Source organism: Stenotrophomonas sp. YJH_SMC_135 (genome assembly GCF_059372355.1).
Genome location: NZ_JCAFVN010000003.1, coordinates 450,702 through 476,983, shown reverse-complemented (window position 1 = coordinate 476,983; position 26,282 = coordinate 450,702). Strand labels below are relative to the sequence as shown.

The following is a 26,282-nucleotide window of genomic DNA, read 5'->3' as shown; positions in this document are numbered from 1 at the left end:
CTACGGACGACGGAAACGGCGATCGGCGGCGGTGATGAATCCGCCCAGGGCCATCAACAGCGCGCCCAGCCAGATCCAGCGCACGTACGGCTTGATGTGCACCCGGACCGCCCATGCATTGTTGCCCAGCGGCTCGCCCAATGCCACGTAGACATCACCATTGAAGCGTGCATCGATGCCGGCCTCGGTCATCACCTGGCCGCCGCTGGCGTACTGGCGCTTCTCCGGGTGCAGCAGGGCCAGCTCGCGGCCGTCGCGGAACACGCGCAGGTGGCCGCGGTCGGCGATGAAGTTGGGGCCTTCGCGATGGTCCACGCCTTCGAAGCGCACTTCGTGGCGACCGACCACCAGCTGCTGGCCCGGTGCCAGCGCCACTTCGCGCTGCACGTTAAGCGCCTCCACCAGCAGCGCGCCGGCCACGAACACGGCAATGCCGGCGTGGGCGACGATCATGCCGAGCATTTCGGCGGTGAAGCGACCATTGCCGCGCAGGCGCTGCCAGACGAAGCGTGCGGTGCCGAGCGCGACCCAGGCCGCAGCGGCCACGCCGATGCCGGCCTTCCAGCCGTTCTGCGGCGCCTGCCACCAGGCCAGCGCGCCCAGCAGCAGCGCCAGGCCCAGCCACGGTGCCAGCAGCGCGAAGGCGCGCGAGGGCTGGTCACGCTGCCATTTCACCAGCGGGCCGAACGGCAGCAACAGGATCATCGGCGCCATCAGCAGCAGGAACAGGCTGCCGAAGTAGGGCGGGCCGACCGAGATCTTGCCCAGCGACAGCGCATCGGCCAGCAGCGGGTACAGCGTGCCGAGCAGTACCATCGCGCAGGCGGTGGCCAGCAGCAGGTTGTTGGCCAGCAGCAGGGTCTCGCGCGAGGTGGCGGTGAAGCCACGGCGTGGGTCCTCGGCGTCCACGCTCAGCTGGCTGGCACGCAGCGCGTACAGCAGCAGGCTGCCACCGACCAGCACCGACAGGAACACCAGGATGAACAAGCCGCGCGAAGGATCGGCAGCGAAGGAGTGCACGCTGGTCAGCACGCCGGAGCGCACCAGGAACGTGCCCAGCAGCGACAGCGCGAAGGCGGCGATCGCCAGCAGCAGGGTCCAGCTGCCGAAGGTGCCGCGCTTTTCAGTGACGGCCTGCGAATGGATCAATGCCGCACCGACCAGCCACGGCATGAAGCTGGCGTTCTCCACCGGGTCCCAGAACCACCAGCCGCCCCAGCCCAGCTCGTAATAGGCCCACCAGCTGCCCAGCGCGATGCCCAGGGTCAAAAAGCCCCAGGCGACGTTGGTCCATGGCCGCGTCCAGCGCAGCCAGCGTGCGTCCACGCGGCCTTCCAGCAGTGCGGCAACCGCGAAGGCGAACGGCACCGCGAAGCCGACATAGCCCAGGTACAGCATGGGCGGATGGATGATCAGCCCCGGGTCCTGCAGCAGCGGATTGAGGTCGCGGCCTTCCAGCGGTGCCGGGTTCAGGCGCAGGAACGGGTTGGAGGTGAAGATCAGGAAGGCGAGGAAGCCGACGCTGACCACGCCCATCACCGCCAGCACGCGCGCCTGCACCGGTGCCGGCAAGTGCCGCGAGAACAGCGCCACCGCGCCGGTCCACAGCGCCAGCACCAGCGCCCACATCAGCAGCGAGCCCTCGTGCGCGCCCCAGACCGCCGAGTAGCGGTAGACCATCGGCAGCAGCGTATTGGAGTTCTCGGCCACGTAGCGCACCGAGAAGTCCTGCTGCACGAACGCGGCGGTCAGTACCACGAACGCGCCGGCGACCAGCAGCAGCTGCGCGAACGCGGCCGGTCGTGCCACCGCCATCCACGCCGTATTGTTGCGCTGCGCGCCGACCAGCGGCAGGCCGGCCTGCAGCAGCGAGGCCAGCAACGCGCACAGCAGCAGGATCTGACCCAGTTCGGGCAGCACTCAGCGCACCTCGGGTGCCGTCACCGGCACGTCGTGCTTGCGATGGGCGTCGCCCATCTTGTCGGCCACTTCCTTCGGCACGTACTTCTCATCGTGCTTGGCCAGCACCTCGTCGGCGACGAAGGTGCCGTCCTGCAGGCGGCCGCTGGCGACCACCGCCGTGCCTTCGGCGAACATGTCCGGCAGGATCCGCGACGTGGTCACCGCCAGCTGCGCGTCGCCGTCGGTCACCTCGAAGCGCGCCTCCAGCGAGCCGACCGGTCGGTTGAAGGAACCTTTCACCACCATGCCACCGAGGCGGAAGCGCGACTGTGCATCGACATCGCCGCGCAGCACTTCCGACGGCGTGTACAGGTAGGCGATGTTGCGCTCCAGTGCCATCGCCACCAGTGCGGTGGCCAGGCCGGAGGCGAGCAGGGCCAGCAGCACCCACACCAGGCGGCGGCGCTGTACCGGGGTCATCGTTCCAGCTCCGTCGACAACGGCGCCGCTGCGTCCTGCCTGCCGGCGCGGGTCTGCTGGCGCTGCTGGCGGGCCAGTGCCAGCCGGCGCGCCACGCGCAGGCGCAGCCACGAACCGATGGCATCGGCGCCGAGCACCAGCACGAACACCGCGTAGGCACCGATCACATAGGGCAGGTGGGTCATGGCTGGGCCTCCCGGGCCGGGCGTCCGGCATCGACGCGGCCGCCGACCCAGGCCTTGCCGGCCTCGCGGTCGAGATTGTCGGCGCGGGCCTTGGCCAGCACCGAACCGGCGAACCAGAACTTGGTGCCGATCACCATCCACCACAGCGGCGCGATCATCGCGCTGCTGATCGCCGATTCACCGAACACGCTGATCGACTGGCGCTGGTGCAGGCCGCCCCACCAGTCCACCGAGTAGCGGATCACCGGCAGCAGGCTGACACCGACAATGGCCAGCAGGCCAGCGGCGCGCGCGGCGCTGCGGCGGTCCTCGATGGCGTGGTACAGGCCGATCACGCCCAGGTACAGGAACAGCAGTACCAGTTCGCTGGTCATGCGCGGGTCCCAGTCCCACCAGGTGCCCCAGGTGCCCTTGCCCCAGATGCTGCCGGTCAACAGGGTGATCAGGGTGAAGCCGGCGCCCATCGGCGCGCAGGCCATGGACAGGATCTCGCAGACCTTGATCCGCCAGATCAGTGCGATGGCCGCATACAGCGCCATCAGCGCGAAGACGAACAGGCTCATCCAGGCACTGGGCACGTGGATGTAGAGGATGCGGAAGCTGTCCAGCTGCTTGGCTTCCGGTGGCACCACCAGCAGCGCCTGCCACATGCCGACCAGCAGCACCGGCACCGCCGCGAGGTAGAACACCCGCGACCAGCGGGCAGCGAAACGGTCGAACGTGGGGGGCGAACCGAGTTGGTGGAACCAGCGGACAATCGGATTCATGCGTGGCGGCTATCCAGCAGGGGTGGATTGGCTCTCAGCTCGGTCAACTCAGAGAAATACGTATTGCAGCGGCAGTGGCCAGCGGCGCCAGCACCAGCGCGACCAGCAGGCCGGCGCCCAGCATCAGCAGCGCACCGACCGGATCCTGTCCGCGTCCGGCTGCCGCCAGGCTGCCTGCGCCGAACACCAGCACCGGCACGTACAGCGGCAACGACAGCAGCGCCACGAGAATACCAGAGCGTCGAATGCCTACGGTCAGCGCGGCGACCACGCCACCGATCAGGCTCAGCAACGGCGTGCCCAGCAGCAACGATGCCAGCAACATCGGCAGCTGGTCATGCGGCAGATGCAGCATTTCGGCCAGCAGCGGGCTGACCACGATCAGCGGCAGCGCAGTGGTGGCCCAATGCAGCAGCACGCGCACCAGCACCAGCCAGGCCAGCGGCACCGGCGCCAGCAGCCATTGTTCCAGCGAGCCATCCTCGGCGTCGGAGCGGAACAGCGAATCCAGCGACAGCTGTCCGGCCAGCAGCACGGCCAGCCACAGCACTGCACCGGCGGTGGCGGCCAACAGCTGTGGTTCGCGGCCCTGGGCCAGCGCGAACAGCACCACCACCAGCACCGCGAACAGCAGCGGTTGCAGCGCATCGCCGCGGCGGCGCCAGAGCAGGCGCAGGTCGCGCCTGAGCAGGGCGCCTGCGGTCTGCCACAGGCCCGGTTCGGTGCCCGGCGCGATCATGCGGCACCGCCGAGGTCGAGCTGGCGGGTACGCACCGGCGGTGCGGCATAGGCGCCATGGGTGGTGACCAGCGCAGCGCCGCCGGCGCGCAGGTGCGCCGAGATCATCCGGTTGACCAGGGTGATGCCCTCCAGGTCGAGGTTGGCATAGGGTTCGTCCAGCAGCCACAACGGCGCCGGCGACAGCCAGATGCGCGCCAGTGCCAGCCGCCGCTTCTGTCCGGCCGACAGATGCCGTACCAGGGTGTCCTCATAACCGGCCAGGCCGACGATGGCCAGCGCGTTGCCGGGCATCTGCCGCGCACGCCGTCCGTGCAGGCCGCACAGGAAATGCAGGTTTTCCAGCGTGCCGAGGTCCGGTTTCAGCGCTGGCAGGTGGCTGAGGTAGGCGACATAGCGCGCGCGCTCGGCATTGCTGGCCGGCTTGCCGTCGATCCGCACCTGGCCGGCACCGGGCCGGGCCAGGCCGGCCAGCACGCGCAGCAGGGTGGTCTTGCCGGCGCCATTGCCGCCCTGCACCAGCAGGGCTTCGCCGGCGTCCACATGGAAGTCCAGCGGGCCGAACACCGGCTCGTCATTGCGGGAGAAGCTCAGGCCGCTGGCAGCCAGCAATGCAGGGGTGTTCAAGGGGCAAAGGTCTTCATGCCGGAGTGCGGCGGCAATTGTAGCGGTGAATTCACAGGGTAGTGCCGGCCGCTGGCCGGCAGATGCGGCCAAGCGTCGCAGAGTGGCCGAGGTTGCCGGCCGGCGGCCGGCACTACCGAGGCAGGGATTGCGTAAACTCAGGGGCTGTCTCCCCATATCCCCAGGCCGATGCAACCCACCACCAAGCTGCCCAAGGTCGGTACCACGATCTTCACCGTGATGTCCCAGCTCGCCGCCGAACACGGCGCGGTCAACCTGGGCCAGGGTTTCCCGGACTTTTCGGCGCCGCAGCGCCTGATCGACGAGACCGCCAGGGCGATGGCCGCCGGGCTGAACCAGTATCCGCCGATGACCGGCGTGGCGCCGCTGCGCCAGGCCATCGCACAGAAGGCGCTGGACTGCTACGGCGCGCAGGTCGATGCGGACAGCGAGATCACCGTCACCAGCGGTGGCACCGAGGCCATCTTCAACGCCATCCACGCCGTGGTGCGTGCCGGCGAGGAAGTGATCGTGCTGGACCCGGCGTATGACTGCTACGAACCGGCGATCGACCTGGCCGGTGCCAGGGCCGTACATGTGTCGCTCGATCCGCAGACCTTCGCGGTCGATTGGGACCGCGTGCGCGCAGCGATCACCCCGCGCACCCGCATGCTGATCGTCAACACCCCGCACAATCCATCCGGTGCGATGCTGTCGGCGCAGGACATGCAGGCGCTGGCCGAACTGCTGCGCGGCACGCAGATCTACCTGATCTCCGATGAGGTGTACGAACACATCATCTACGACGGCCGTCGCCATGAATCGGCGCTGCGCTACCCGGAACTGCGCGAGCGCGCGTTCGTCATCTCCAGCTTCGGCAAAACCTACCACTGCACCGGCTGGAAGATCGGCTATGCGATCGCCCCGCCGGCGCTGACCGCCGAGTTCCGCAAGGTGCACCAGTACAACACCTTCACCAGCTTCGGCCCGGCGCAGCATGGCTTCGCCGCGATGATCCGCGACGAACCCGAACACCACCTGGAACTGGGCGCGTTCTACCAGGCCAAGCGCGACCGCTTCCGTGAGCAGCTGGCCGGCACCCGCCTGAAGGCGCTGCCGGTGCCGGGCGGCTACTTCCAGCTGGTCGACTATTCGGCGATCAGCGACCTGCCGGACCATGAGTTCGTGAAGTGGCTGACCATCGAGAAGGGCGTCACCGCCATTCCGCTGTCGCCGTTCTATGAGACTCCGCCGGCCGGCCAGCGCCTGGTGCGCCTGTGCTTTGCCAAGAACGAAGCGACCATGGACGCGGCGATCGAACGCCTGCGCCTGCTGTGAGCGGAGGCACGGACATGCAGGACCTGCGCATTTCCCTCGTCCAGGGCGACACCCGCTGGCATGACCCGGCCGGTAACCGCGCCTACTACGGTGCGTTGCTGGCACCGCTGGCCGGCAGCACCGACCTGGTGATCCTGCCGGAGACCTTCACCAGTGGCTTCTCCAACGACGCCATCGCCCAGGCCGAAGGCATGGACGGGCCGACCGTGGCCTGGGTGCGCGAACAGGCCAGGGCCTTGAACGCGGCAGTGATCGGCAGCGTGCAGCTGCGCGAGGGCAACGGCGTCTACAACCGCCTGCTGTTCGCAACGCCAGAGGGCGGCCTGCAGTACTACGATAAGCGCCACCTGTTCCGCTACGGCGGCGAGCACGAGCGCTATGCCGCCGGCCGTGAGCGCCTGAGCGTGGAATGGAAGGGCTGGCGGATCAATCCGCAGGTCTGCTACGACCTGCGTTTCCCGGTGTTCTGCCGCAACCGCTACAACGTCGAACGCCCGCAGCAGCTGGATTTCGACCTGCAGATCTTCGTCGCCAACTGGCCGTCGGCGCGCGCCTATGCATGGAAGACCCTGCTGCGTGCGCGGGCGATCGAGAACCTGTGCTTCGTGGCGGCGGTGAACCGCGTCGGCGTGGACGGCAACCAGCTGCACTACGCCGGCGACAGCGCGGTGATCGACTTCCTCGGCCAGCCGCAGGTGGAGATCCGCGAACGCGAACAGGTGGTGACCACCACCATTTCGGCCGAAGCACTGGCTGCACATCGCGCGCGTTTCCCTGCGATGCTCGATGCTGATGCCTTCCATCTGGACGAGCAGGCCTGAAACAGCACGACGGCGGCTGAATGCCTGCCACGCAGCGCGCGCGCCTGCATCCAGCGTGCACGCGCGCGCTGCTAGATTCGTCGGCAGTCCGACCGAACTGGAAGTCCTGCCATGAACAAGCCCTTCGCCCTGCTGCTGGCCCTGTCCGCTGCTACGCTGGCCCCGGCCGCGCACGCCGCCGGCAACCTCGATTGCCAGCTGCGCTACAACCTGTCCGGCTGGTCACTGATCTACAAGACCGCTTCCGGCAACGGCACGGTCAGCTGCAGCAACGGCACCAGCCTGCCGGTGCGTATCGAAGTGAAGGGCGGCGGCCTGACCGTGGGCAAGTCGAAGATCACCAATGGCCGTGGCAGCTTCACCGGCGCCGTCAGCGTCAACGAGCTGCTGGGCACCTACGCCTCGGTTGGCGCGCATGCGGGTGCCGTGAAGTCCAGCAACGCGCAGGTGATGACCAAGGGCGACATCTCGCTGGCCCTGTCCGGCACCGGCAAGGGCTGGGATCTGGGCGTGGACGGCGCCGCCTTCACCATCAGCCGGCGCTGAGCCGTGCCGGCCGCTGCAGCCACAATGCAAGCAGGCCGCACACGATGAGTGTCGGTGCCAGCAGTTGCAGTGCGCCGACCACGGCCATCGCCACGCCGATCAACAGGTAGTAGAGCAGGCCGAACAGGGCGCCGGCGCTGCCCAGGCAGTGCGGGTATCCGCGGAGGGCCTGGCCCAGCACATTGGGAATGGCCAGGCCGAACCCGGCCACCACCGGTACCATCGCCGCGACCAGTGCCGGCTGATTGTGCAGCAAGGCAGCCAACAGCCCACCGGCCAGCACCAGCCCTGCGGCGAGCCGGATGCGCGTGGCGGAGGCAACGCCTGCGCGCAGCAGGCGAGCATTGCCCCATGCACCCAGCGCCGAGCCGAGCGCCAGCAGCGCGCCGCTGGTACCGAACCAGGCCAGCGGCCAGTGCAGGCGTTCAAACACGAACGGGCCCAGCGCGTACCAGCTGTACATCGCCACGTTGAACGCCATCACCAGCAGCGCCTGTGACCAGATCCAGCGATCACGCAGCAGTTGCCACAACAGTGGCAGCAGGGGCGTGTGCGCGACTTCCGCAGGGCGGCTCTCGCGCAGGCCCGTTGCGCATCCGAGCATCAGCAGGCTGACCATCAGCAGCAGGCCGGCCTGCACGCCGACATAGCCATGGCTGTCCACCAGCAGCACACCCAGTGCCAGCCCGATCGCCGGGCTCAAGGCCAGCGCCATGCCGATCCACGAGAACGCCTGCGCCAACGCCGGCCCCTTCAGGTAGTCGCGCAGTACGGTCTGGGTTACCACCGAGGCCGCCGCCGCACCCAGTGCGGCCAGTGCCTGGGCCAGCAGGACCTGGCCGAACGTGCTGGCCAGCAGGCCGCCGCAGGCGGCCAGTACGAACACGGCCAGGCCGCAGAGCAGGGCAGGGCGACGACCGACATGGTCGGCCAGCCGCCCCCATAGCAGGACACCGGCGGCAAAACCGAACAGGTACAGGCTCATGGCCTGGCTGGCGGCGCCGGGGGGCAGTGCGAAGCGCCCGGCGAGGTCGGCCAGGGCCGGGCTGTACAGGGTCTGCGCCAACTGGGGGAACATCAGCAGCGCGATGGTGAGCAACAACAGGCGACGCGACATGCGGGTGCTCCGCAAACAGGGCCGCGTATTGTGGTGGCCGGCGTAGTGGCGCACTCTGTCGGTCCGGCCAGGAAATGGATGAAATCGGACATGGCGTGGCTGCAACCGGATGCGCACTTCGATGCGGATGCCTGGAGCGCACCGGTGCTGGGCATCGCGTCGTCGCTGGCCGATCATGATTCGGGTTGGCACCAGCACGCGCGCGCGCAGTTGCTGTACACCCGGCAGGGCTGCACGCGGCTGACCTTCGGCGACCGCATCAGCCTGCTGCCGCCCTCGCGCGCGGCATGGATTCCCGGCAGCCTGCGCCATCGCGCACAGATGCGCCAGGCCGTGGACTACCGCTCGCTGTATTTCGATGCCATGTTGTCGGCACGGCTGCCGCAGCAGCCGGCGATCATCGGCGTCGGCCCCCTGCTGCAGGCATTGCTGGAACCGATCGCGCAGGCGCCGTTCGACCATGACTGGCGGGCGCCACGCGCGCACCATCAATTGGCGTTGTGCGTGCTGGAGATCGCCGCCGCACCGGTGGCGCCGATGGACCTGCCGCTGCCACGCGATCCACGCATCGCGCGCTGCCTGCCGCTGGCCGAGCAGTTGCCGCCTGAACTGGGTGAGCTCGCCGCGCGTGCGGGCCTGAGCGTGCGCACGGTCGGCCGGTTGATGCAACGCGACACCGGCATGGGCTACCAGGCCTGGCGCCAGCAATGGCGCCTGATGCGCGCCATGGAGCTGCTGCTGCTTGGCCATCGCATCGGGCACGTTGCGCAGGACACTGGTTTTTCCGCCGAGAGCCCGTTCATCGCCTTTTTCCGCAGCATGACCGGCACCACGCCCGCCGCGTTCCAGCGCCACGCAAAAGGGGACGGAGGGGATTAAGTCGCTTTCGCCCTTCGACGCACAGCGTGGCGAAAGCGACTTAATCCCCCTCCGTCCCCTTTTCAAAGAAAAACCCCGGCCGGAGCCGGGGTTCTGTATTTCAACGTGGCTGCCGATCAGCCGCCGCGCGGGCCGCTGCGGCGCGGGCCGCCGGGACCGCGGTTGCCACCGGGGCCGCCCGGGCCTCGGTTGCCACCCGGACCACCGGGACCACGGTTACCACCCGGGCCGCGGTTGTTACCGCCGCCCGGACCGCGACCGCCCGGACGGGCGCCGTGTGCCGGCTTCGGGCTGCCATACGGGTTGAAGCCCGGGGTGGCGTGGTCGGACGGGAAGCTCGGGGCGTTGCCCGGATGGCCGTACGGGTGCTTGTTGCCCTGGCCCTGCGAGCGGTTGCCGCCACCGGCCGGACGACCCTGGCCGCCTGCGCCGCCACGGCCTTCACCACCAAAGCCGCCACGGCCCTGGCCGCCACCGGCACCTGCGCCCGGGCCCTTCGGCTTGCCGTACGGACGGCCCTGGCCGCCTGCGCCCGGACCACGGGCACCCGGGCCACGTGCGCCCGGACCGGCATTGCGATGGCCGCTCGGGCCGGTGCTGACACCGTCCGGCACGTACCAGGTACGGAACGCGGCCGGATTGCCTTCCGGCAGCGAACGATCATTCTTCTGGGCGCGCTGCTTGAACGGCTTCTGCGACTGCTTGGCTGCCGCTTCACCGCTGACCGTCAGGCCACCCTTGAAGCCGCCACCCTTGCCGCCGCGACCACGGCCGCGGTCTTCGCGGACGTTGTCGAAACGACGCAGCTCGCGGCCTTCGTCGGCGGTGTTGTGGCCGTTGACGTAGGCGTTGCCACGGCCACCTTCGCGCACGCGCACGGTGGTCTTGGCGGCGCGGCGCTGGCCGATCACCGGCTGCAGCGTCAGTGCCGACGGTGCGCCTTCTTCCAGCTTCAGCTGGGCGCGCAGGGCTTCAACCTGCGTGGTGCCCAGTTCCACCGAATGGCCACGGGCCAGTTCGCGCGGCAGGCTCACCTTGCCATAGCGGGTGCGCTTCAGGCGGCTGACCTGGCAGCCCTGCGACTCCCACAGCCGGCGCACTTCGCGGTTGCGGCCTTCCTTCACCACGACGCGGAACCAGTCGTGCGAATCGGTGCCGCCGATGCGTTCGATCTCATCGAACTTGGCCGGGCCGTCTTCCAGCGCGACGCCACGGGTGAGGCGGTCGACGATGGCGTCAGAGACCTTTTCCTCGCCTTCCGGCGCACGCACGCGCACCACGTACTCGCGCTCGACCTCGAACGACGGGTGCATCATGGCGTTGGCCAGCTCACCGTCGGTGGTGGCCAGCAGCAGGCCGGTGGTGTTGATGTCCAGGCGGCCGATGGCGATCCAGCGCGCGCCCTTCAGCGGCGGCAGCGACTCGAACACGGTCGGGCGGCCTTCCGGATCATCGCGGGTGGTCACTTCGCCTTCCGGCTTGTTGTAGACCAGCACGCGCGACGGCTCGGCCAGGGCTGTGGCGACGAAGCCGCGGCCATCCAGTTCGATCTTGTCGCCGCTCTTGACCGACATGCCGGTCTGCGCGACTTCACCGTTGACCTTGACCAGGCCTTCGGCGATGCGCTGTTCCAGCGCGCGGCGCGAGCCGAGGCCGGCCTGGGCGAGCACCTTGTGCAGGCGTTCTTCCAGCTTGAACTGTTCGGAGGTGGCTTCGCGCTTCAGCGAGAGCTTGTTACGGGGGGTGTCACTCATCAGTTTTGCTCCGGCCGACGGTTTCGAGGTCGGCCTCTGGTTCGGAATCGGCTTGGTCAACAGCCACGGTCGTCATCGCGACGGCGTTGTCTTCGCGTTCGTTCACTGGCACCGCGCGCTCGCCCGGCGCGGAATCGGGGTGCCCATCATCGAGGGGCGAAGGTGCTTGCTCATCGGTGGCCGACGCAGGGGCTGCATCGGCGGAATCGGGGGTGTCACTGCCGGCCAGGCCGGCGTCATCGTTCGCGGCAGCGCCATCGGCGCCGGCCGAGATGTCCGGACCCTCGGCACCGGCGACGGCCGGCGCATCGCGGTCCAGGGCAAGCTGCGGTTCCAGCTCGCCCAGGTCCTTCAGCTCCGACAGCGGCGGCAGTTCGTCCAGCCGCTTCAGCCCGAAGTAGTCCAGGAAGCCCTTGGTGGTGCCGAACAGCGCCGGTTTGCCGGGCACGTCGCGGTGGCCGACCACGCGGATCCACTCGCGTTCTTCCAGCGCCTGGATGATGTTGCTGCTGACCGCCACGCCGCGCACCTGTTCGATCTCGCCGCGGGTGATCGGTTGCCGGTAGGCGATCAGCGCCAGGGTTTCCAGGGTGGCACGGGTGTAGCGGGTCTTGCGTTCGGTCCACAGCCGGCTGATCCAGCCATGCACTTCGCCGGTGACCTGGTAGCGGAAGCCGGAGGCGACCTCGACCAGTTCCACGCCGCGGCCTTCGCAGGCCTCGCGCAGGCGTTCCAGCGCACGTTCGATGCTGCCCGGCGGTGCCGGTTCCTCTTCCGGGAACAGGTCCTTCAGCTGGGCCAGGGTGAGCGGCTGGCTGGAAGCCAGCAGGGCACCCTCGACAATGCGGTTGATCAGCGATTGATCCATCGGCAGTCAGCGCTCACTCGTCTGCATTGGCGTCGTCGTCGTTGTCGTCGAACTCGCTGCTGAACTGCAGCGGGGCATTGGTGTTGCCGGCCGCCAGCGACTTCACGTAGATCGGCGCCAGCGGTTCTTCCTGGACGATGTCCAGCAGCTGTTCCTTGGCCAGCTCCAGCACCGCCAGGAACGTGACCAGCACGCCCAGCTTGCCTTCTTCGGCGGTGAACAGCCCTTCAAAACGATAGAACTTGCCATCTTCCAGGCGTCCCAGCACTTCGCCCATGCGTTGCCGCACGCTCAGTGCCTCACGCTTGATGGCGTGGCCGCTGAACAGCTCGGCGCGCTTGAGCACGTCGTGCAGGGCCAGCAGCATTTCCTTCAGGTCCACCGGCGGCGGCAGCTTCACCGTGGCACGTTCGGGCATGAAGGCATGTGCCACGGTGGTATCGCGGTCCTGGCGGGGCAGGGCGTCGATGTTCTCGGCGGCCTGCTTGAAGCGTTCGTACTCCTGCAGCCGGCGCACCAGTTCGGCGCGCGGGTCGGCTTCATCGCCTTCCTCGCTGACCGGGCGCGGCAGCAGCATCCGCGACTTCACCTCGGCCAGGATCGCGGCCATCACCAGGTATTCGGCCGCCAGCTCGAAGCGCAGCTCGCGCATCACGGTGATGTACTCCACGTACTGCCGGGTGATCTCGGCAACGGGAATGTCCAGTACATCCAGGTTCTGGCGGCGGATCAGGTACAGCAGCAGGTCCAGCGGGCCTTCAAAGGCATCCAGGATGACTTCCAGCGCGTCCGGCGGGATGTACAGGTCCTGCGGAATCTGCAGGACCGGTTGCCCATGCACCACGGCCAGCGGCATTTCCTGCTGCTGGGGGGCGGGCGGCCGGGTTGGCGGGTTCGCGTCGAGCGCGAGTTCGGAAGTCATCTAATGGACATCAGGATTGCAACGGACCAGTCGCGGCACCGGGTTCGCCGGGCCAACGCCACGGAGCCCCAAGGCGCCAGACACGCCGGGATCGGCGCGATTCCACACATATCAAACAGCGGGACGCGCCGCGGTAAACGGCAGCGACAGAACTACGGGGAGGTCGTCTACGTGGCCCGGCCGGGTGGTCCGGTTTGAAGCAGCGGGACGGTCGTCGGGGGCTGCGTTGGCCGCAAAAACCGACGGGCCGCTGCATCCAGCCACGTGCAATGGAGTCTAGGGTAAGCCTTTGCCGCGCCAGTGTCCAGCCGGACCGGGGCGGGGGCTGCATTGGCTAGAATCTGCGGACCCGACAACGCAAGCGAGGAAATGCCGGTGTGGTATGTGATCGAAGGGTATGACGGCCAGGATGTGCTGGCGCAGCGGCTGCAGGCGCGGCCGGAACACCTGGCGCGGCTGCACGCGCTGCGCGACGAGGGACGCCTGCTGCTGGCCGGCCCGTGCCCGGCGGTGGACAGTGAAGACCCGGGCCCGGCCGGTTTCAGCGGCTCGGTGGTGATCGCGCAGTTCGAGTCGTTGCCGCAGGCCCAGGCCTGGGCCGATGCCGACCCGTACGTGGCTGCCGGCGTCTACACCCGCGTGCAGGTACGCCCGTTCCGCAAGGTCCTGCCGTGAACGCGGAACGGATCGAGCGGATCCGTGATGCGCTGCAGCAGGCGCTGGCACCCAGCGTGCTCGAGATCGAGGATGACAGCCATCGCCATGCCGGCCATGCCGGCGCGCGCGACGGGCGCGGCCATTTCAACGTCCATGTGGTGAGTGAACGCTTCGCCGGACTGGCTCCGTTGGCCCGGCATCGCGCGGTCTATGCCGCGCTGGGGTCGATGATGGACACCGATATCCACGCGCTGTCCATCCGCGCACATACCCCGTCAGAACAGGGCTGAGCCCTTGTCCCGCACTGTCCTGGCGGGTCCGCAAGGGCCTGGCCACGGACAGGTTTTCATGTCCATTTCGGGACATTCGCCTAACGGACTGTTTACAAGCCCAGATGGAAACGCTTACATTCCGCGCCAATGCTGGTAGGTCCAAGCCGTGGAGGGCGGCTTCGTGAACAAGGCAGCTATCACAATCAAAGACGTCGCACGCGAAGCCCGGGTCTCCGTGGCCACGGTTTCCCGCGCGCTCAACGGGCATGAAAATGTCGCCGAACCGGTCCGCCAGCTTGTGCTGGAGGTGGCCGCACGGCTGCGTTACACCCCGCATGCCGCCGCCCGCAGCCTGAGCAGCCGCCGCACCAATACGGTGGGCGTGGTGCTGCCTGACCTGTACGGCGAATTCTTCTCCGAACTGATGCGCGGCATCGACGGCGTGGCCCGCAACCGCCGCCAGCACCTGCTGGTGTCCAGCTACCACGGCGACCAGGAACAGCAGGGCGCCGCCCTGCGTGCCATGCGCGGCCGCGTCGACGGCCTGCTGGTGCTCTCGCCCTATGCCGAGAGCCCGGGCTTCCTGACCGACAACCTGCCGCAGTCGCTGCCGACGGTGTTGATCAACACCTATCTGCCCGGGCAGGACCATCCGGTGCTCAGCATCGACGATCACGCCGGTGCGATGGCGATGACCCGCCACCTGCTGGACGCCGGCCACCGCCGCATTGCCTTCATTTCTGGCCCGGACCTCAACTTCGACGCGCGCGAGCGCCTGCGCGGCTTCCGTGACGCGCTGGTGGCGTTTGGCAGTGGCGCCGAGGGCATCGAGCTGCCCGGTGATTTCGACGAAGCTTCCGGCCATCGCGCCGGTCAGGAGTTGCTGGCAGCCGGAGCGCTGCCCGATGCCGTGTTCGCCGCCAACGACATGATGGCCCTGGGCTGCCTGTATGCGTTCACGCAGGCTGGTGTCCGTGTGCCGGTCGATGTTGCCCTGGCAGGTTTCGATGACATTCCACTGGCGCGTTTCGTCCACCCGTCGCTGACCACCATGCAGGTCAGCATCGCCGAGCTCGGCGACCGGGCCATGACGCGCCTGATGCAGTTGATGGACGGCACCTCCACGGATGGGACAGGGGACAAGCAGACCCTGGTTCCCCGCTTGATAGTTCGCGATTCCACCACTCCGCCATCCGGCCATTGAAGCCAGAGGCGTTCCTTCTTTTTTTTGACTGATCGCAGGGACCGCGCAAGCGGTTACCGCCACCCGGAGATTGAGTTGATGATGCATACCACCTTCCGCATGCCGGCGCGCCGGCTGCTGAGCACCGCACTGGTCAGCTGCCTGATGCTGGCCGCCGCCCCCAACGTCATGGCGCAGTCGGCCAACGCCAGCCTGCGCGGCCAGGTTGCCGGCGCCCAGGCAGGTACCGAAGTGACCGCCACCAACGTGGCCACCGGTACCGTCCGCCGTGGCACCATCCGCGCCGACGGCAGCTACTCGCTGATGGGCCTGGACCCGGGTACCTATGACGTGGTCGCCAACGGCCAGACCCAGAAGGTCACCGTCACCGTGGCCTCGACCGCGACGCTGAACTTTGCCGGTGCCGCCAGCAGCACCCCCGGTTCGACCGCGGCCACCAACCTGGACACCGTCAACGTCGTCGCGCCGACCCTGCTGCAGGAAGTGCGCACCTCCGAAGTCGGCAAGACCGTCAGCCTGCAGCAGATCCAGACCACCCCGCAGGTCTCGCGCAACTTCCTGGAGTTCGCCGACGCGGTGCCGGGCCTGATCTTCACCCGCGATGCCAAGGGCAACACCTCGCTGCGCGGCGGCGCCACCAATGCCGACGGCACCAACGTGTACATCGACGGCGTAGGCCAGAAGAGCTACGTCAAGGGCGGCGGCGTGGCCGGCCAGTCCGGCAGCGCCGGCAACCCGTTCCCGCAGCTGGCCATCGGCGAATACAAGGTCATCAGCGGCAACTACAAGGCCGAGTACGGCCAGGTGTCGAGCGCCGCCGTGACGGCTGCGACCAAGTCCGGCACCAATGAGTTCAAGGGCGAGGCGTTCTACCGCTACACCGATGAAGACATGCGTGCCAAGACCCCGGCAGAGCGTCAGGGTGGCAAGGAAAAGATGGTCTCGGCCGAGAAGGAATACGGCTTCGCCCTGGGCGGCCCGATCATCCAGGACAAGGCGCACTTCTTCGTGACCTACGAAGCCAAGCGCTTCGACCTGCCGGTCACCATCGCGCCGGATGGCGCGGTCACCGGCGCTGCCGGCCTGCTGCCGCCCGCCGGTGCCGCCGGCCTCGGCCCGGCCAGCCAGCCGTTCCAGCAGGATCTGATCTTCGGCAAGATCGACTTCGAGCCGACCGACAACGACCGCATCGAGCTGACCTTCCAGGACCGCGACGAAACCCAGTCGCAGTTCAGCGGCCAGACCTCGCCGGAAGCCGGCCGTGAAGTGGTCAACACCGACCGTCGTTATGCCCTGCGCTGGAACCACAGCGGTGAGCGCTACTACAACGAGTTGATGGTCACCCACGAAGATTCGTTCAACAATCCGACCCCGCTGACGCTGGCCAACGGCATCACCTACACCGCACCGGACGGCCCGGAAGACCGCACCATCGTGAAGATCGGTGGCGCCTCGGCACTGGATTCGCAGGTGAAGGGCCAGAAGGGCTGGTCGATCGAAGACAACCTGACCCTGGATGGCATCCAGTGGGCGGGCGACCACACCATCAAGATGGGCGTGAAGTACAAGCAGATCGACCTGTACGCGTCCGATGCGGCGCAGATCAACCCGACCTTCACCTACTCGCTGGGTGATCCGGACTTCCCCGATTCCATTCCGTACAAGGCGCAGTTCGTCAAGCCGGTGACCGGCGTGACCGGTGTGTCCGGCGAAGTGCGTTCGAAGTCCAAGCAGTACGGCGTGTTCATCCAGGACGACTGGCAGGTCAATGACCACCTGCAGCTGAACATCGGCCTGCGCTGGGACTACGAAAAGACCCCGTCCTACCTGGACTTCGTGACCCCGCAGCAGGTGGTCGACGCCATCTATTCGCAGGATCCGCGCGCTCCCGCCGGCCAGACCTATGCCGATTCGCTGGCACTGGGCGGCCTGGACATCAGCGACTACATCAGCAACGGTCACAACCGCAAGGCATTCAAGGATGCCTGGCAGCCGCGCCTGGGCTTCTCGTATGACATCAATGCCGACGAGCAGCACGTGATCCACGGTGGTGCCGGCCGTTCCTACGACCGTGACCTGTTCGACAACCTGCAGCTGGAAACCACCAAGCTGGCCCTGCCGCAGCCGACCATCTACTTCCGCAACCCGGCCACCGGCGCCTGCATCAACGGCCAGGCCGCCTGCTATGACTGGAACCCGAACCTGCTCAACGGCATCGGCAACCTGCAGGCACTGGTCGGCGCGACCAGCAATGCCGGCCTGGAAGTGGACCTGCTGAACAACAAGCTGAAGGCGCCGTACTCGGATCAGTTCAGCCTGGGCATGAGCAACCAGATCGGCGACTGGCTGACCGACGCCACCATCGCTCGAACCCTGAGCTACGACGGCTTCGCCTTCACCCTGGGCAACCGCTACCCGACCGGCCAGTTCTTCGATGATCCGCGCCTGTGTGGTGGCACCTCCCCGGGCCTGAGCCAGGCCTGGAGCTGCAACGTGCCGGGCTTCGGCAGCCTGATCATCGGCCAGCAGGGCATCAAGACCCGTGCCACCCAGGTCCTGCTGTCGGCACAGAAGCCGTTCACCAAGGAAAGCGGTTGGGGCACCTCGATCGCCTATACCTGGACCACCGCGCGCCACAACCGTGACATCAACGAGAAGTACGCCTTTGATCGCGGTCTGATCGGTGATTACCCGACCATCCGTTCCAACGGCGCGCCGCGCCACCGCCTGGTGGTGACCGGTTCGTACGCGGGCTTCTGGGGCATCACCTTCGGCGGCAAGATCACCCTGGCCACCCCGACCGCCGTCAACGACTGGTACCCGGTGATGCAGGCCAGCGGCTACACGCTGCCGACTCCGCAGGCGGCCGTGCCCAACGCAACCGGCAAGTTCCTGGTGGGCGGCAAGATCTTCGGCTACCGTTCGGTCGACCTGCAGGCGACGAAGACGTTCAAGATGCCGGGCAACACTGAGCTGTACGCCCGCCTGGACATCATCAACGTGTTCAACTTCGACAACTTCTCCACCTACAACTACGTCAAGACCAACGGCAAGCTGCAGGCCAGCTACAACGAGACCGGCGACATCATCGGTACGCCGCGCCAGGTCAAGGCCGAAGTGGGCTTCCGCTTCTAAGCCCGGATGGATGCATGACCCCGATGCCGCCGCTCCGCCGGCGGCATCGGGCGCCTGAAAATGGCAATGGCCGGCCCCGTGCCGGTCCATTGCCCACGCCGCTGCCGGCCAGGGGGGCAGCGGCGTGGGCAATGATCGCGGTGTCAGGCCACGTTTTTCGTGGTTTTTTAAGCACACACCTTGTAAACGATTTCAGATCATTGGACGGTATGCTTTCCCATCGATCAGACCACCGGAGGAACCGCGCCATGCAGGCACGCCATCTGTTGTCCGCCGCAGCGCTGAGCCTGGCCGTGGCCGCCTGCCAGCCGGCCCAGCAGGAACCTGCCAAACCGCGCCCGCCGGTGATCCTGATCGAGGCCGATGCACCGCCTCGGCCCATGAAGCCTGAGCTGCCGCCGCTGTTCGATGACATCGAGCGCCGCACCTTCCAGTTCTTCTGGGATACCACCAACGAGGTCAACGGGCTGACCCCGGACCGCTACCCGTCGCGGCCGTTCGCCAGCATCGCCTCGGTCGGCTTCGCGCTGACCGCCTATCCGATCGGCATCGAGAACGGCTGGGTCAGCCGCAACCAGGCGATCGACCGCACGCTGACCACGCTGAAGTTCTTCCGCGACGTGCCGATGGGCCCGCAGCGCACCGGCAAGGCCGGTTACAAGGGCTTCTACTACCACTTCCTGGACATGCAGGAAGGCCGTCGCTACGACAGCTGGGTCGAGCTGTCATCGGTGGATACCGCGCTGCTGATGATGGGCGTGCTGTTCGCGCAGTCGTACTACGACGGTGATGATCCGCGCGAGAAGGAAATCCGCCAGATCGCCGATACGTTGTACAAGAAGGTCGACTGGCCGTGGCTGCAGCAGCGTGCACCGCTGATCTCGATGGGCTGGTTCCCGGAGAGCGGTTTCATCGACCACGACTGGATGGGCTACAACGAGGCGATGATGGTGTACATCCTCGCCCTGGGCTCGCCGACGCACCCGGTCAGCCCGGACGCGTGGACGGTGTGGACGCGTACCTACGACAACGACTGGGGCGTCTACCAGGGCCAGGAATACCTGTCCTTCGGCCCGCTGTTCGGCCACCAGTACAGCCACGTCTGGATCGACTTCCGCGACATCCAGGACGCTTACATGCGCGAGCGCGGCAGCACCTATTTCCTCAACAGCCGGTCGGCCGCGCTGGCCCAGCGCGAATATGCCATCGCCAACCCGATGCAGTGGAAGGAGTATGGCGAGAACGTGTGGGGCCTGACCGCCAGCGATGGTCCGCAGAACACCACGCAGGAGTACCGCGGCGAGCAGCGCCAGTTCCGCCACTACTCCTCGCGCGGCGCCGGCCTGCGCGAGAACTTCGATGACGGCACCATCGCCCCGACCGCTGCGATCGCCTCGGTGGTGTTCGCCCCCGAGCAGGTGATCCCGGCCACGCTGGAGATGCACAAGCGCTTTGGCGACTACATCTATTCCAGCTACGGCTTCCTGGATTCGTTCAACCCCAGCTTCAACTACGACATCCCGATCAAGACCGGTCGTCTGGTTCCCGATCGCGGCTGGGTCGCCAGCGACTACATCGCCATCGACCAGGGCCCGATCCTGACCATGATCGCCAACTACCGCGATGACTTCGTCTGGGAAGTGATGAAGAAGAACCCGTACATCCGCAAGGGCCTGGAGCGGGCCGGGTTCAGTGGCGGCTGGCTGGCGCCGGAAGGGTCGTTCCAGCCGCTGGAACTGCAGAAAGACGAAAAGGCCGCGGCAGCACGCGCGGTGGGTATCGCCGAATCACGCGCGGCTGCCGCGCAGGAACAGAAGAACAATGCCAACCGCACCACAGGCCAGGGCAAGTAGCCCGATGCCGAACTGGATCGACCGCCTGCGCCGCTGGGCGCTGCCTGCCATGGCCGCGTTGGCCGTGGCCGGCTGCGCCCGTACCGAACCGGGCACCACCACCGTGCGCTTCTGGGCGATGGGCCGCGAAGCCGAGGTGGTCAGCGAGCTGATCCACGAATTCGAGGCCGAAAACCCCGGCATCAAGGTGGATGTGCAGAACATCCCGTGGACCGCCGCGCATGAGAAGCTGCTGACCGCGTTCGCCGCCGACGGCCTGCCGGACGTGTGCCAGCTTGGCAACACCTGGGTGCCGGAGTTCGCCGAACTCGACGCGCTGACCCCGCTGCAGCCGTTCGTGCAGCGCTCCACCGTGGTCGACCCGAAGGACTACTTCCAGGGCATCTGGGATACCAACGTGATCCACGGCGGGCTGGTCGGCGTGCCGTGGTACGTCGATACGCGCCTGATCTACTACCGCAAGGACCTGCTGGCCAAGGCCGGCTACGACCACCCGCCGCGTACGTGGCAGGAATGGGAAGAGCAGATGGCGGCGATCAAGCGCATGCAGGGCCCGAGCCGCTACGCGGTGCTGATGCCGATCAACGAGTTCGAGCAGCAGCTGTCGCTGGCCTTGCAGCAGCCCGACCCGCTGCTGCGTGACGACGACACCCGGGGCAATTTCTCCAGCCCGGGGTTCCGCCGCACGCTGGGCTTCTACGCCAACATGTTCGAGCAGGGCTGGGCGCCGAAGATGTCCGAGACGCAGATCTCCAATGTCTGGGACGAATTCTTCCGCGGCTTCAACGTGTTCTACATCTCCGGCCCCTGGAACATCCGCGAGTTCAAGAAGCTGCAGCCGAAGGAACTGGAAGGGCAGTGGGGCACCGCCGCGCTGCCGGGGCCGGACGGTCCGGGCGCGGGCATCGCCGGTGGTACCAGCCTGGTGATCTTCCGCAAGTCGCAGCAGAAGGAGGCGTCCTGGAAGCTGATCGAATTCCTGTCGCGGCCGGAAATCCAGGCACGCTTCCATTCGATCATTGGCGACCTGCCGCCGCGCCGCAGTGCGTGGAACACGCCGTCGCTGGCCAATGACCCGCTGGCGGCCGCGTTCCGCGATCAGCTGGAGCGGGTCAGGCCGACGCCGAAGGTGCTCGAATGGGAGCGCATCGTGCAGGAAATGCGCATCGTCACCGAGAAGGTGGTGCGCGGTGGCCTGCCGCAGGACAAGGCCGTGGAAGAGCTGGACCAGCGCGTGGACAAGGTGCTGGCCAAGCGCCGCTGGATGCATGAACAACAACGCCTGCAGGAGCGCGCGCCGTCGTCGCAATCGAGCAGCGCCGTGGCCGCCGGGAGCGCGCAATGAAACGTACTTCGCTGGCCGGCTGGATCTTCGCCGGCCCCTCGCTGATCGTGCTGGGCGTGTTCTTCGGCCTGCCGGTCGCCTCGGCGCTTGCACTGAGCGTGACCGACTTCGACCTCTATGCACTGGCCGATAGCAGCAACCTGCGCTTCGTCGGCCTGGGCAACTACATCGACCTGCTGCAGACGCCGATGTTCTGGAAGTCGCTGTGGAACACCACCTACTTCGTGCTGATCGGCGTGCCGTTGTCGATCGGCGTGTCGCTGGGCGCGGCGATGCTGCTCAATGCACCGGCCGCGCGCTTCAAGGCCCTGTTCCGCACGGCCCTGTTCGCGCCGGTGGTGACCACGCTGGTGGCGGTGGCGGTGATCTGGCGCTACCTGTTCCATACCAGCTATGGCCTGGTGAACTACGGCCTGGGCCATCTGGGCATCAGCCCGATCGACTGGCTGGGTGATCCCAACTGGGCGATGCCGACCATCATGCTGTTCGCGGTGTGGAAGAACTTCGGCTACAACATGGTGATCTTCCTGGCCGGCCTGCAGGCGATCCCGCATGACCTGTACGAAGCGGCGCGCATCGATGGTGCCTCGCGCTGGAAGCAGTTCCTGCACATCACCCTGCCGATGCTCGGCCCGGTGCTGCTGGTGGTCGGGGTGATTACCGTGTCCGGCTACTTCCAGCTGTTCGCCGAACCCTACGTGATGACCCGCGGCGACCCACTGCAGAGCACCGTCAGCGTGCTGTATTTCATGTTCGAGGAAGGCTTCAAGTGGTGGAACCTGGGACGCGCCTCCGCCGTGGCGTTCCTGCTGTTCCTGATCATCCTGGCGGTGACCACCGTGATGCTGCGTTTCGGCCGCAAGAGGCAGTTGGTATGAGTCGTGAAATCGGCCAGTCGCGCTGGTACCCGTGGATGATCAATGGTGCGTTGCTGGTGCTGGCCCTGGTCAGCCTGGCACCGCTGCTGTGGATGGTCTCGGTCTCGTTCATGCCGCAGGGCGAGGCCAGCCATTTCCCGCCGCCGCTGCTGCCTTCGAGCATCACCACGCACAACTACCATGAACTGTTCGCGCGCACCGGCATGGGCGGCAACTTTGCCAACAGCCTGCTGGTGTCGCTGGGCATCACGATCGGCTCGCTGCTGCTCAACACCATGGCCGGTTACGCTTTCGCCAAGCTCAACTTCGTCGGCCGCGAGCGCCTGTTCCAGGTACTGATGGCGGCGCTGGTGATTCCAGCGCAGGTGGCGATGCTGCCACTGTTCCTGCTGATGAAGCAGCTGGGGCTGGTCAACAGCTTCGGCGGCGTGATCGTGCCGGCGCTGGCCAGCGTGTTCGGCATCTTCCTGGTACGCCAGTACGCACGTTCGATCCCGGACGAACTGCTGGAAGCGGCGCGCATCGACGGGGCAGGGGAGCTGCGCATCTTCTTCCAGATCGTGCTGCCGATGCTCAAGCCGGTGCTGGTGACCCTGGCGATCTTCACCTTCATGGGCGCATGGAACGATTTCATGTGGCCGCTGATCGTGTTGACCGACCAGGAGCACTACACTTTGCCGGTGGCGCTGGCCACCCTCTCGCGCGAACACATCATGGACGTGGAAATGATGATGGCTGGCGCGGTGGTCACCGTGGTTCCGGTGCTGGCGCTGTTCCTGGTGCTGCAGCGGTACTACATCCAAGGTCTGTTGCTGGGGAGCGTCAAGGGATGAAGCGAGCGATCGCCGTTGGACTGGGACTGTTGTGGACCTCCCTGGCGATCGCCGCACCACCGGCACTGCCGGCGCCGAAGGTGCTGGACGACTTCGACGATATCGGCGCCTGGAAACTGGTGCTGTCCGACCAGGTCAGTGGTTCGCTGCGGCCGGTCAGCGGCGCCGGCGGCGGCCGTGCCCTGTGCCTGGACTATGATTTCCACAAGGTCTCCGGCTACGTCGGCATCCGCCGCGCGCTGAACATCGACTACCCGGTCAACTACCGTTTCGGCTTCCAGCTGCGTGGTGATTCGCCGGCCAACGACCTGCAGTTCAAGCTGATCGATGCCAGCGGCGACAACGTCTGGTGGGTCAACCGCCCGGGCTACAGCTTCCCCAATGCGTGGACACCGGTCGAATACCGGCGTCGCCAGATCGACAAGGCGTGGGGGCCGTCGCCCGAGAAGGAGATGGCGCGCAGCGCCGCGGTCGAGTTCACGATCTACAGCAAGGTCGGTGGCCGCGGCACGGTGTGCTTCGACAAGCTGACCCTGCAGGGCCTGCCACCGCAGGATGATTCGGCACTGGTGCCATCGGTCATCGCCGATACCGCCACCGCGCTGCAGGACCGCATGATCGATGGCAAGGGCGATACGTTCTGGATCAGCGGCGGGGTCAAGCAGCAGACCATCAGCCTGGACCTGCACAAGAGCCGCGAGATCGGCGGGGCGGTGATCGACTGGCTGCCGAACCTGGAAGCCAATCGTTACACCGTGCGGACGTCCGAAGATGGCCGGGACTGGCGCACTGTGCGCGAGGTGACCGGCGGTGCGGGTGGCCGCGACTGGCTGGCGCTGCCGGACACCGACGCACGCTACGTGCGTTTCGATCTGCTCGATGGCCCGAACTGGCGCTATGGCATCCGTGACATCACGCTCAAGCCGCTGGCGTTCGCCGCCACGCCGAACGCCTTCCTGTCCTCGGTGGCGGCCGACCTGCCGCGCGGTTCGCTGCCGCGTGCGTATGTGGGCGAACAGCCGTACTGGACCCTGCTCGGCCTCGATGGCGGCCAGGAACAGGCGCTGATCAGCGAGGACGGTGCGCTGGAGCCGGCCAAGGGCAGCTTCAGCATCGAGCCGTTCATCCGCCTCGACGGCAAGCTGCTGGACTGGTCGAAGGTGGCCACGACCCAGTCGCTGCAGGACCACTATCTTCCGATCGCCAACGTCGACTGGGTGCACGAGAAGGCCGGCCTGGCGGTGACCAGCTTCGTGCAGGGCACGCCGGAGCGCGCGCAGTTGATCGGCCGCTATCGGCTGAGCAATCCGGACAAGGTGGCGCACGAGTACACCCTGGCGCTGGCGATCCGCCCCTGGCAGGTCAACCCGCCGACCCAGTTCCTCAACACCGTCGGCGGCTTCAGCCGCATCGATGCGCTGGACGTGGGCGAACAGCTGGTACGCATCAACGGCGAGCCGCGCATCTATCCACTGCAGGTGCCCGATGCCCGTTTCGCCAGCACGTTCGATGGCAAGCTCGATGCGATGCATCTTGCGTCCGGAAAGTATCCGGCCACTACGGCAGTGAAGGACAGTACCGGCATGGCGTCCGGTGCGCTGCTGTATACGATCAAGCTGGACCCCGGGCAGAGCCGCGAAGTGGCAGTGGTGCTGCCGCAGACCGGGAGCTGGGCGCCGCAGGCGCTGGACGTGGCCAAGGCGCAGGCGCAGGTGGCCGAACAGTGGCGGCACGCGCTGGGCGTGGTCTCGCTGCAGGTGCCGGCGGCAGGCCAGGCCCTGGTCGACACCCTGCGCACCGCCGTGGCGCACATGCTGATCTCGCGGGTCGGCCCGCGCCTGCAGCCGGGCACGCGCTCGTACGCGCGCAGCTGGATCCGCGACGGCGCGATGATTTCCGAAGGCCTGCTGCGCATGGGGCGCAGCGATGCCGTGCGTGACTACATCAACTGGTATGCGCCTTACCAGTTCGAGAACGGCAAGGTGCCGTGCTGTGTCGATGCGCGCGGCAGCGACCCGGTGCCGGAGAACGACAGCCACGGTGAGCTGATCTACAGCATCGCCGAATATGGGCGCTATACCGGCGACAGCACCTTCGCCGAGCTGATGTGGCCGCACGTGCAGGGCGCCTACAGCTACATGGAGCAGCTGCGTGCCAGCGAGCGTACCGAAGAGAACCGTGCGCGCAACCCGGCGTTCTACGGGATGATGCCGGCCTCGATCAGCCACGAAGGCTATTCGGCCAAGCCGATGCATTCGTACTGGGATAATTTCTGGGCGTTGCGCGGCTACAATGACGCGGCATCGCTGGCGGCCCAGCTGGGCAAGGTCGAAGCGATGCAGATCGCCGAGTCGCGTGACCAGTTCCGTGATGACCTGCAGGCGTCACTGCTGTCGGCGATGCAGCAGCACAACATCGACTACCTGCCGGGCTCGGCCGAGCTGGGCGATTTCGACGCGACCTCGACCACCATCGCGCTGGCGCCGGGCGGCGAGCAGGGCCGGCTGCCGCAGCAGGCGTTGGAGGCGACCTTCGAGCGCTACTGGAAGGAATTCGTGGCCCGCCGCGATGGCAAGCGCGAGTGGAAGGACTACACGCCGTACGAATGGCGCAACGTGGCCGCCTTCGTTCGCCTGGGCTGGCGCGATCGCGCCTGGCAGGCGACCGAGTTCTTCTTCAAGGACCGTGCGCCGCAGGCCTGGAACCAGTGGGCCGAAGTGGTCTCGCGCACGCCGCGCAAGCCGTTCTTCGTCGGTGACCTGCCGCATGCCTGGGTCGCCTCGGACTTCGTGCGCTCGGCCCTGGACATGTTCGCCTACAGTCGTGACATGGACGATGCGCTGGTGTTGGCCGCCGGCATCCCGACGGCCTGGCTGCAGGGCGAGGGCATCGCCGTGCAGGGCCTTCGCACGCCGCAGGGCCAGCTCAATTACCGCCTGCAGCGCAGCGACAAGCAGCTGGTGCTGGAGGTGCAGCCGGGCCTGGTGCCACCGGTCGGTGGCGTGGTGTTGCCGTGGCCGTACGCCGGTGATCCGGGCGAGGCGACCATCAACGGCGAAGCGGCCGAATGGATCAACAAGGAACTGCACGTGCACCAGCTGCCGGCACGGGTCGAGATCGATGTACCGGGCGCGGTGCGCCGCGCCGAGCGCAAGGGGCAGTAA

At 67.2% G+C, this 26,282-nt stretch carries 23 protein-coding genes; 13 read left to right on the top strand and 10 right to left on the bottom strand.

All coding sequences use genetic code 11. The features are described 5' to 3' along the window. The 6 genes from AC5P98_RS13200 to ccmA are packed head-to-tail and all read right to left on the bottom strand — an operon-like array spanning position 1 to position 4,699. Entirely contained in the window at positions 1–1,920 is a 1,920-nt protein-coding gene (locus tag AC5P98_RS13200) for a heme lyase CcmF/NrfE family subunit (RefSeq protein ID WP_049406001.1), read from the bottom strand. Further along, positions 1,921–2,382 (bottom strand): cytochrome c maturation protein CcmE, encoded by a 462-nt coding sequence (ccmE, locus tag AC5P98_RS13195; protein WP_014647764.1) that lies wholly within the window; start codon positions 2,380–2,382, stop codon positions 1,921–1,923. Continuing rightward, positions 2,379–2,567: a heme exporter protein CcmD gene (gene ccmD / locus AC5P98_RS13190; RefSeq protein ID WP_005410342.1), complete on the bottom strand. Its 189-nt coding sequence runs from the start codon at positions 2,565–2,567 to the stop codon at positions 2,379–2,381. The genes ccmE and ccmD overlap by 4 nt, the downstream gene beginning before the upstream one ends. Beyond that, a complete protein-coding gene (gene ccmC, locus AC5P98_RS13185; RefSeq protein WP_049406004.1) occupies positions 2,564–3,334 on the bottom strand; it encodes a heme ABC transporter permease CcmC in 771 nt (256 codons plus the stop codon). The genes ccmD and ccmC overlap by 4 nt, the downstream gene beginning before the upstream one ends. Positions 3,335–3,377: 43 nt before the next feature. Further along, entirely contained in the window at positions 3,378–4,073 is a 696-nt protein-coding gene (gene ccmB / locus AC5P98_RS13180; RefSeq protein WP_014647762.1) for a heme exporter protein CcmB, read from the bottom strand. Then, positions 4,070–4,699 carry a heme ABC exporter ATP-binding protein CcmA gene (gene ccmA, locus AC5P98_RS13175; RefSeq protein WP_014037834.1) on the bottom strand — a complete coding sequence of 210 codons (630 nt, stop codon included), beginning with the start codon at positions 4,697–4,699 and terminating at the stop codon, positions 4,070–4,072. The genes ccmB and ccmA overlap by 4 nt, the downstream gene beginning before the upstream one ends. Positions 4,700–4,885: 186 nt before the next feature. Between ccmA and AC5P98_RS13170 the strand changes: the two genes are divergently transcribed. The 3 genes from AC5P98_RS13170 to AC5P98_RS13160 all read left to right on the top strand — a co-directional run bounded on the left by AC5P98_RS13170 (position 4,886) and on the right by AC5P98_RS13160 (position 7,401). After that, a complete protein-coding gene (locus tag AC5P98_RS13170) occupies positions 4,886–6,034 on the top strand; it encodes a pyridoxal phosphate-dependent aminotransferase (RefSeq protein WP_049406006.1) in 1,149 nt (382 codons plus the stop codon). Between the two features lie 14 nt (positions 6,035–6,048). Further along, positions 6,049–6,855 (top strand): amidohydrolase, encoded by an 807-nt coding sequence (locus AC5P98_RS13165; RefSeq protein WP_049406008.1) that lies wholly within the window; start codon positions 6,049–6,051, stop codon positions 6,853–6,855. A 111-nt stretch (positions 6,856–6,966) separates the two neighbouring features. Beyond that, on the top strand, positions 6,967–7,401 hold the full coding sequence (locus AC5P98_RS13160; protein ID WP_014037831.1) for a hypothetical protein: 435 nt from the start codon (positions 6,967–6,969) through the stop codon (positions 7,399–7,401). Here AC5P98_RS13160 and AC5P98_RS13155 read toward each other — a convergent pair. Next, entirely contained in the window at positions 7,388–8,518 is a 1,131-nt protein-coding gene (locus tag AC5P98_RS13155) for an MFS transporter (protein WP_049406010.1), read from the bottom strand. The genes AC5P98_RS13160 and AC5P98_RS13155 overlap by 14 nt on opposite strands. 90 nt (positions 8,519–8,608) lie before the next feature. Between AC5P98_RS13155 and AC5P98_RS13150 the strand changes: the two genes are divergently transcribed. Continuing rightward, on the top strand, positions 8,609–9,397 hold the full coding sequence (locus AC5P98_RS13150; protein WP_164109466.1) for an AraC family transcriptional regulator: 789 nt from the start codon (positions 8,609–8,611) through the stop codon (positions 9,395–9,397). A 116-nt stretch (positions 9,398–9,513) separates the two neighbouring features. Here the strand turns inward: AC5P98_RS13150 and AC5P98_RS13145 are convergent, their stop codons facing one another. The 3 genes from AC5P98_RS13145 to AC5P98_RS13135 are packed head-to-tail and all read right to left on the bottom strand — an operon-like array spanning position 9,514 to position 12,941. Beyond that, on the bottom strand, positions 9,514–11,151 hold the full coding sequence (locus AC5P98_RS13145) for a pseudouridine synthase (protein WP_049406012.1): 1,638 nt from the start codon (positions 11,149–11,151) through the stop codon (positions 9,514–9,516). Further along, on the bottom strand, positions 11,144–12,019 hold the full coding sequence (scpB, locus tag AC5P98_RS13140) for an SMC-Scp complex subunit ScpB (RefSeq protein ID WP_049406013.1): 876 nt from the start codon (positions 12,017–12,019) through the stop codon (positions 11,144–11,146). Before scpB ends, AC5P98_RS13145 begins: the two co-directional genes overlap by 8 nt. 13 nt (positions 12,020–12,032) lie before the next feature. Then, the gene (locus tag AC5P98_RS13135; protein ID WP_014647754.1) at positions 12,033–12,941 is read right to left on the bottom strand and encodes a segregation and condensation protein A; all 909 of its coding nucleotides are present in this window, start codon (positions 12,939–12,941) and stop codon (positions 12,033–12,035) included. Positions 12,942–13,316: 375 nt separating this feature from the next. On the opposite strand from AC5P98_RS13135, the gene AC5P98_RS13130 reads away from it, so the two are divergent. From AC5P98_RS13130 to AC5P98_RS13090, 9 genes are all read left to right on the top strand, one after another. Next, positions 13,317–13,616 (top strand): YciI family protein, encoded by a 300-nt coding sequence (locus AC5P98_RS13130; protein ID WP_014037825.1) that lies wholly within the window; start codon positions 13,317–13,319, stop codon positions 13,614–13,616. Then, complete coding sequence (locus tag AC5P98_RS13125) at positions 13,613–13,888, top strand: BolA family protein (RefSeq protein ID WP_014647753.1); 276 nt, start codon at positions 13,613–13,615, stop codon at positions 13,886–13,888. The genes AC5P98_RS13130 and AC5P98_RS13125 overlap by 4 nt, the downstream gene beginning before the upstream one ends. A gap of 148 nt (positions 13,889–14,036) precedes the next feature. Further along, positions 14,037–15,074: a LacI family DNA-binding transcriptional regulator gene (locus AC5P98_RS13120; RefSeq protein ID WP_032960106.1), complete on the top strand. Its 1,038-nt coding sequence runs from the start codon at positions 14,037–14,039 to the stop codon at positions 15,072–15,074. Between the two features lie 78 nt (positions 15,075–15,152). Then, a complete protein-coding gene (locus AC5P98_RS13115; protein ID WP_032960107.1) occupies positions 15,153–18,209 on the top strand; it encodes a TonB-dependent receptor in 3,057 nt (1,018 codons plus the stop codon). A 248-nt stretch (positions 18,210–18,457) separates the two neighbouring features. After that, positions 18,458–20,062 carry a glucoamylase family protein gene (locus AC5P98_RS13110; protein ID WP_014647750.1) on the top strand — a complete coding sequence of 535 codons (1,605 nt, stop codon included), beginning with the start codon at positions 18,458–18,460 and terminating at the stop codon, positions 20,060–20,062. Positions 20,063–20,066: 4 nt separating this feature from the next. Further along, positions 20,067–21,407, top strand: coding sequence for a sugar ABC transporter substrate-binding protein (locus tag AC5P98_RS13105; protein ID WP_100450332.1), 1,341 nt, complete (start codon positions 20,067–20,069; stop codon positions 21,405–21,407). Beyond that, entirely contained in the window at positions 21,404–22,285 is an 882-nt protein-coding gene (locus tag AC5P98_RS13100; protein WP_005410323.1) for a carbohydrate ABC transporter permease, read from the top strand. The genes AC5P98_RS13105 and AC5P98_RS13100 overlap by 4 nt, the downstream gene beginning before the upstream one ends. Continuing rightward, positions 22,282–23,118: a carbohydrate ABC transporter permease gene (locus AC5P98_RS13095; protein ID WP_006456347.1), complete on the top strand. Its 837-nt coding sequence runs from the start codon at positions 22,282–22,284 to the stop codon at positions 23,116–23,118. The genes AC5P98_RS13100 and AC5P98_RS13095 overlap by 4 nt, the downstream gene beginning before the upstream one ends. Continuing rightward, positions 23,115–26,282: a discoidin domain-containing protein gene (locus tag AC5P98_RS13090; RefSeq protein WP_495230053.1), complete on the top strand. Its 3,168-nt coding sequence runs from the start codon at positions 23,115–23,117 to the stop codon at positions 26,280–26,282. The genes AC5P98_RS13095 and AC5P98_RS13090 overlap by 4 nt, the downstream gene beginning before the upstream one ends.

Bases quoted from the DNA above. Each gene is read 5' to 3' on its own strand.
- ccmE (WP_014647764.1), bottom strand. From the start codon at position 2,382: ATGACCCCGGTACAGCGCCGCCGCCTGGTGTGGGTGCTGCTGGCCCTG.
- ccmD (WP_005410342.1), bottom strand. From the start codon at position 2,567: ATGACCCACCTGCCCTATGTGATCGGTGCCTACGCGGTGTTCGTGCTG.
- ccmC (WP_049406004.1), bottom strand. From the start codon at position 3,334: ATGAATCCGATTGTCCGCTGGTTCCACCAACTCGGTTCGCCCCCCACG.
- ccmB (WP_014647762.1), bottom strand. From the start codon at position 4,073: ATGATCGCGCCGGGCACCGAACCGGGCCTGTGGCAGACCGCAGGCGCC.
- AC5P98_RS13170 (WP_049406006.1), top strand. From the start codon at position 4,886: ATGCAACCCACCACCAAGCTGCCCAAGGTCGGTACCACGATCTTCACC.
- AC5P98_RS13165 (WP_049406008.1), top strand. From the start codon at position 6,049: ATGCAGGACCTGCGCATTTCCCTCGTCCAGGGCGACACCCGCTGGCAT.
- AC5P98_RS13160 (WP_014037831.1), top strand. From the start codon at position 6,967: ATGAACAAGCCCTTCGCCCTGCTGCTGGCCCTGTCCGCTGCTACGCTG.
- AC5P98_RS13155 (WP_049406010.1), bottom strand. From the start codon at position 8,518: ATGTCGCGTCGCCTGTTGTTGCTCACCATCGCGCTGCTGATGTTCCCC.
- AC5P98_RS13150 (WP_164109466.1), top strand. From the start codon at position 8,609: ATGGCGTGGCTGCAACCGGATGCGCACTTCGATGCGGATGCCTGGAGC.
- AC5P98_RS13145 (WP_049406012.1), bottom strand. From the start codon at position 11,151: ATGAGTGACACCCCCCGTAACAAGCTCTCGCTGAAGCGCGAAGCCACC.
- scpB (WP_049406013.1), bottom strand. From the start codon at position 12,019: ATGGATCAATCGCTGATCAACCGCATTGTCGAGGGTGCCCTGCTGGCT.
- AC5P98_RS13135 (WP_014647754.1), bottom strand. From the start codon at position 12,941: ATGACTTCCGAACTCGCGCTCGACGCGAACCCGCCAACCCGGCCGCCC.
- AC5P98_RS13115 (WP_032960107.1), top strand. From the start codon at position 15,153: ATGATGCATACCACCTTCCGCATGCCGGCGCGCCGGCTGCTGAGCACC.
- AC5P98_RS13110 (WP_014647750.1), top strand. From the start codon at position 18,458: ATGCAGGCACGCCATCTGTTGTCCGCCGCAGCGCTGAGCCTGGCCGTG.
- AC5P98_RS13105 (WP_100450332.1), top strand. From the start codon at position 20,067: ATGCCGAACTGGATCGACCGCCTGCGCCGCTGGGCGCTGCCTGCCATG.
- AC5P98_RS13100 (WP_005410323.1), top strand. From the start codon at position 21,404: ATGAAACGTACTTCGCTGGCCGGCTGGATCTTCGCCGGCCCCTCGCTG.
- AC5P98_RS13095 (WP_006456347.1), top strand. From the start codon at position 22,282: ATGAGTCGTGAAATCGGCCAGTCGCGCTGGTACCCGTGGATGATCAAT.
- AC5P98_RS13090 (WP_495230053.1), top strand. From the start codon at position 23,115: ATGAAGCGAGCGATCGCCGTTGGACTGGGACTGTTGTGGACCTCCCTG.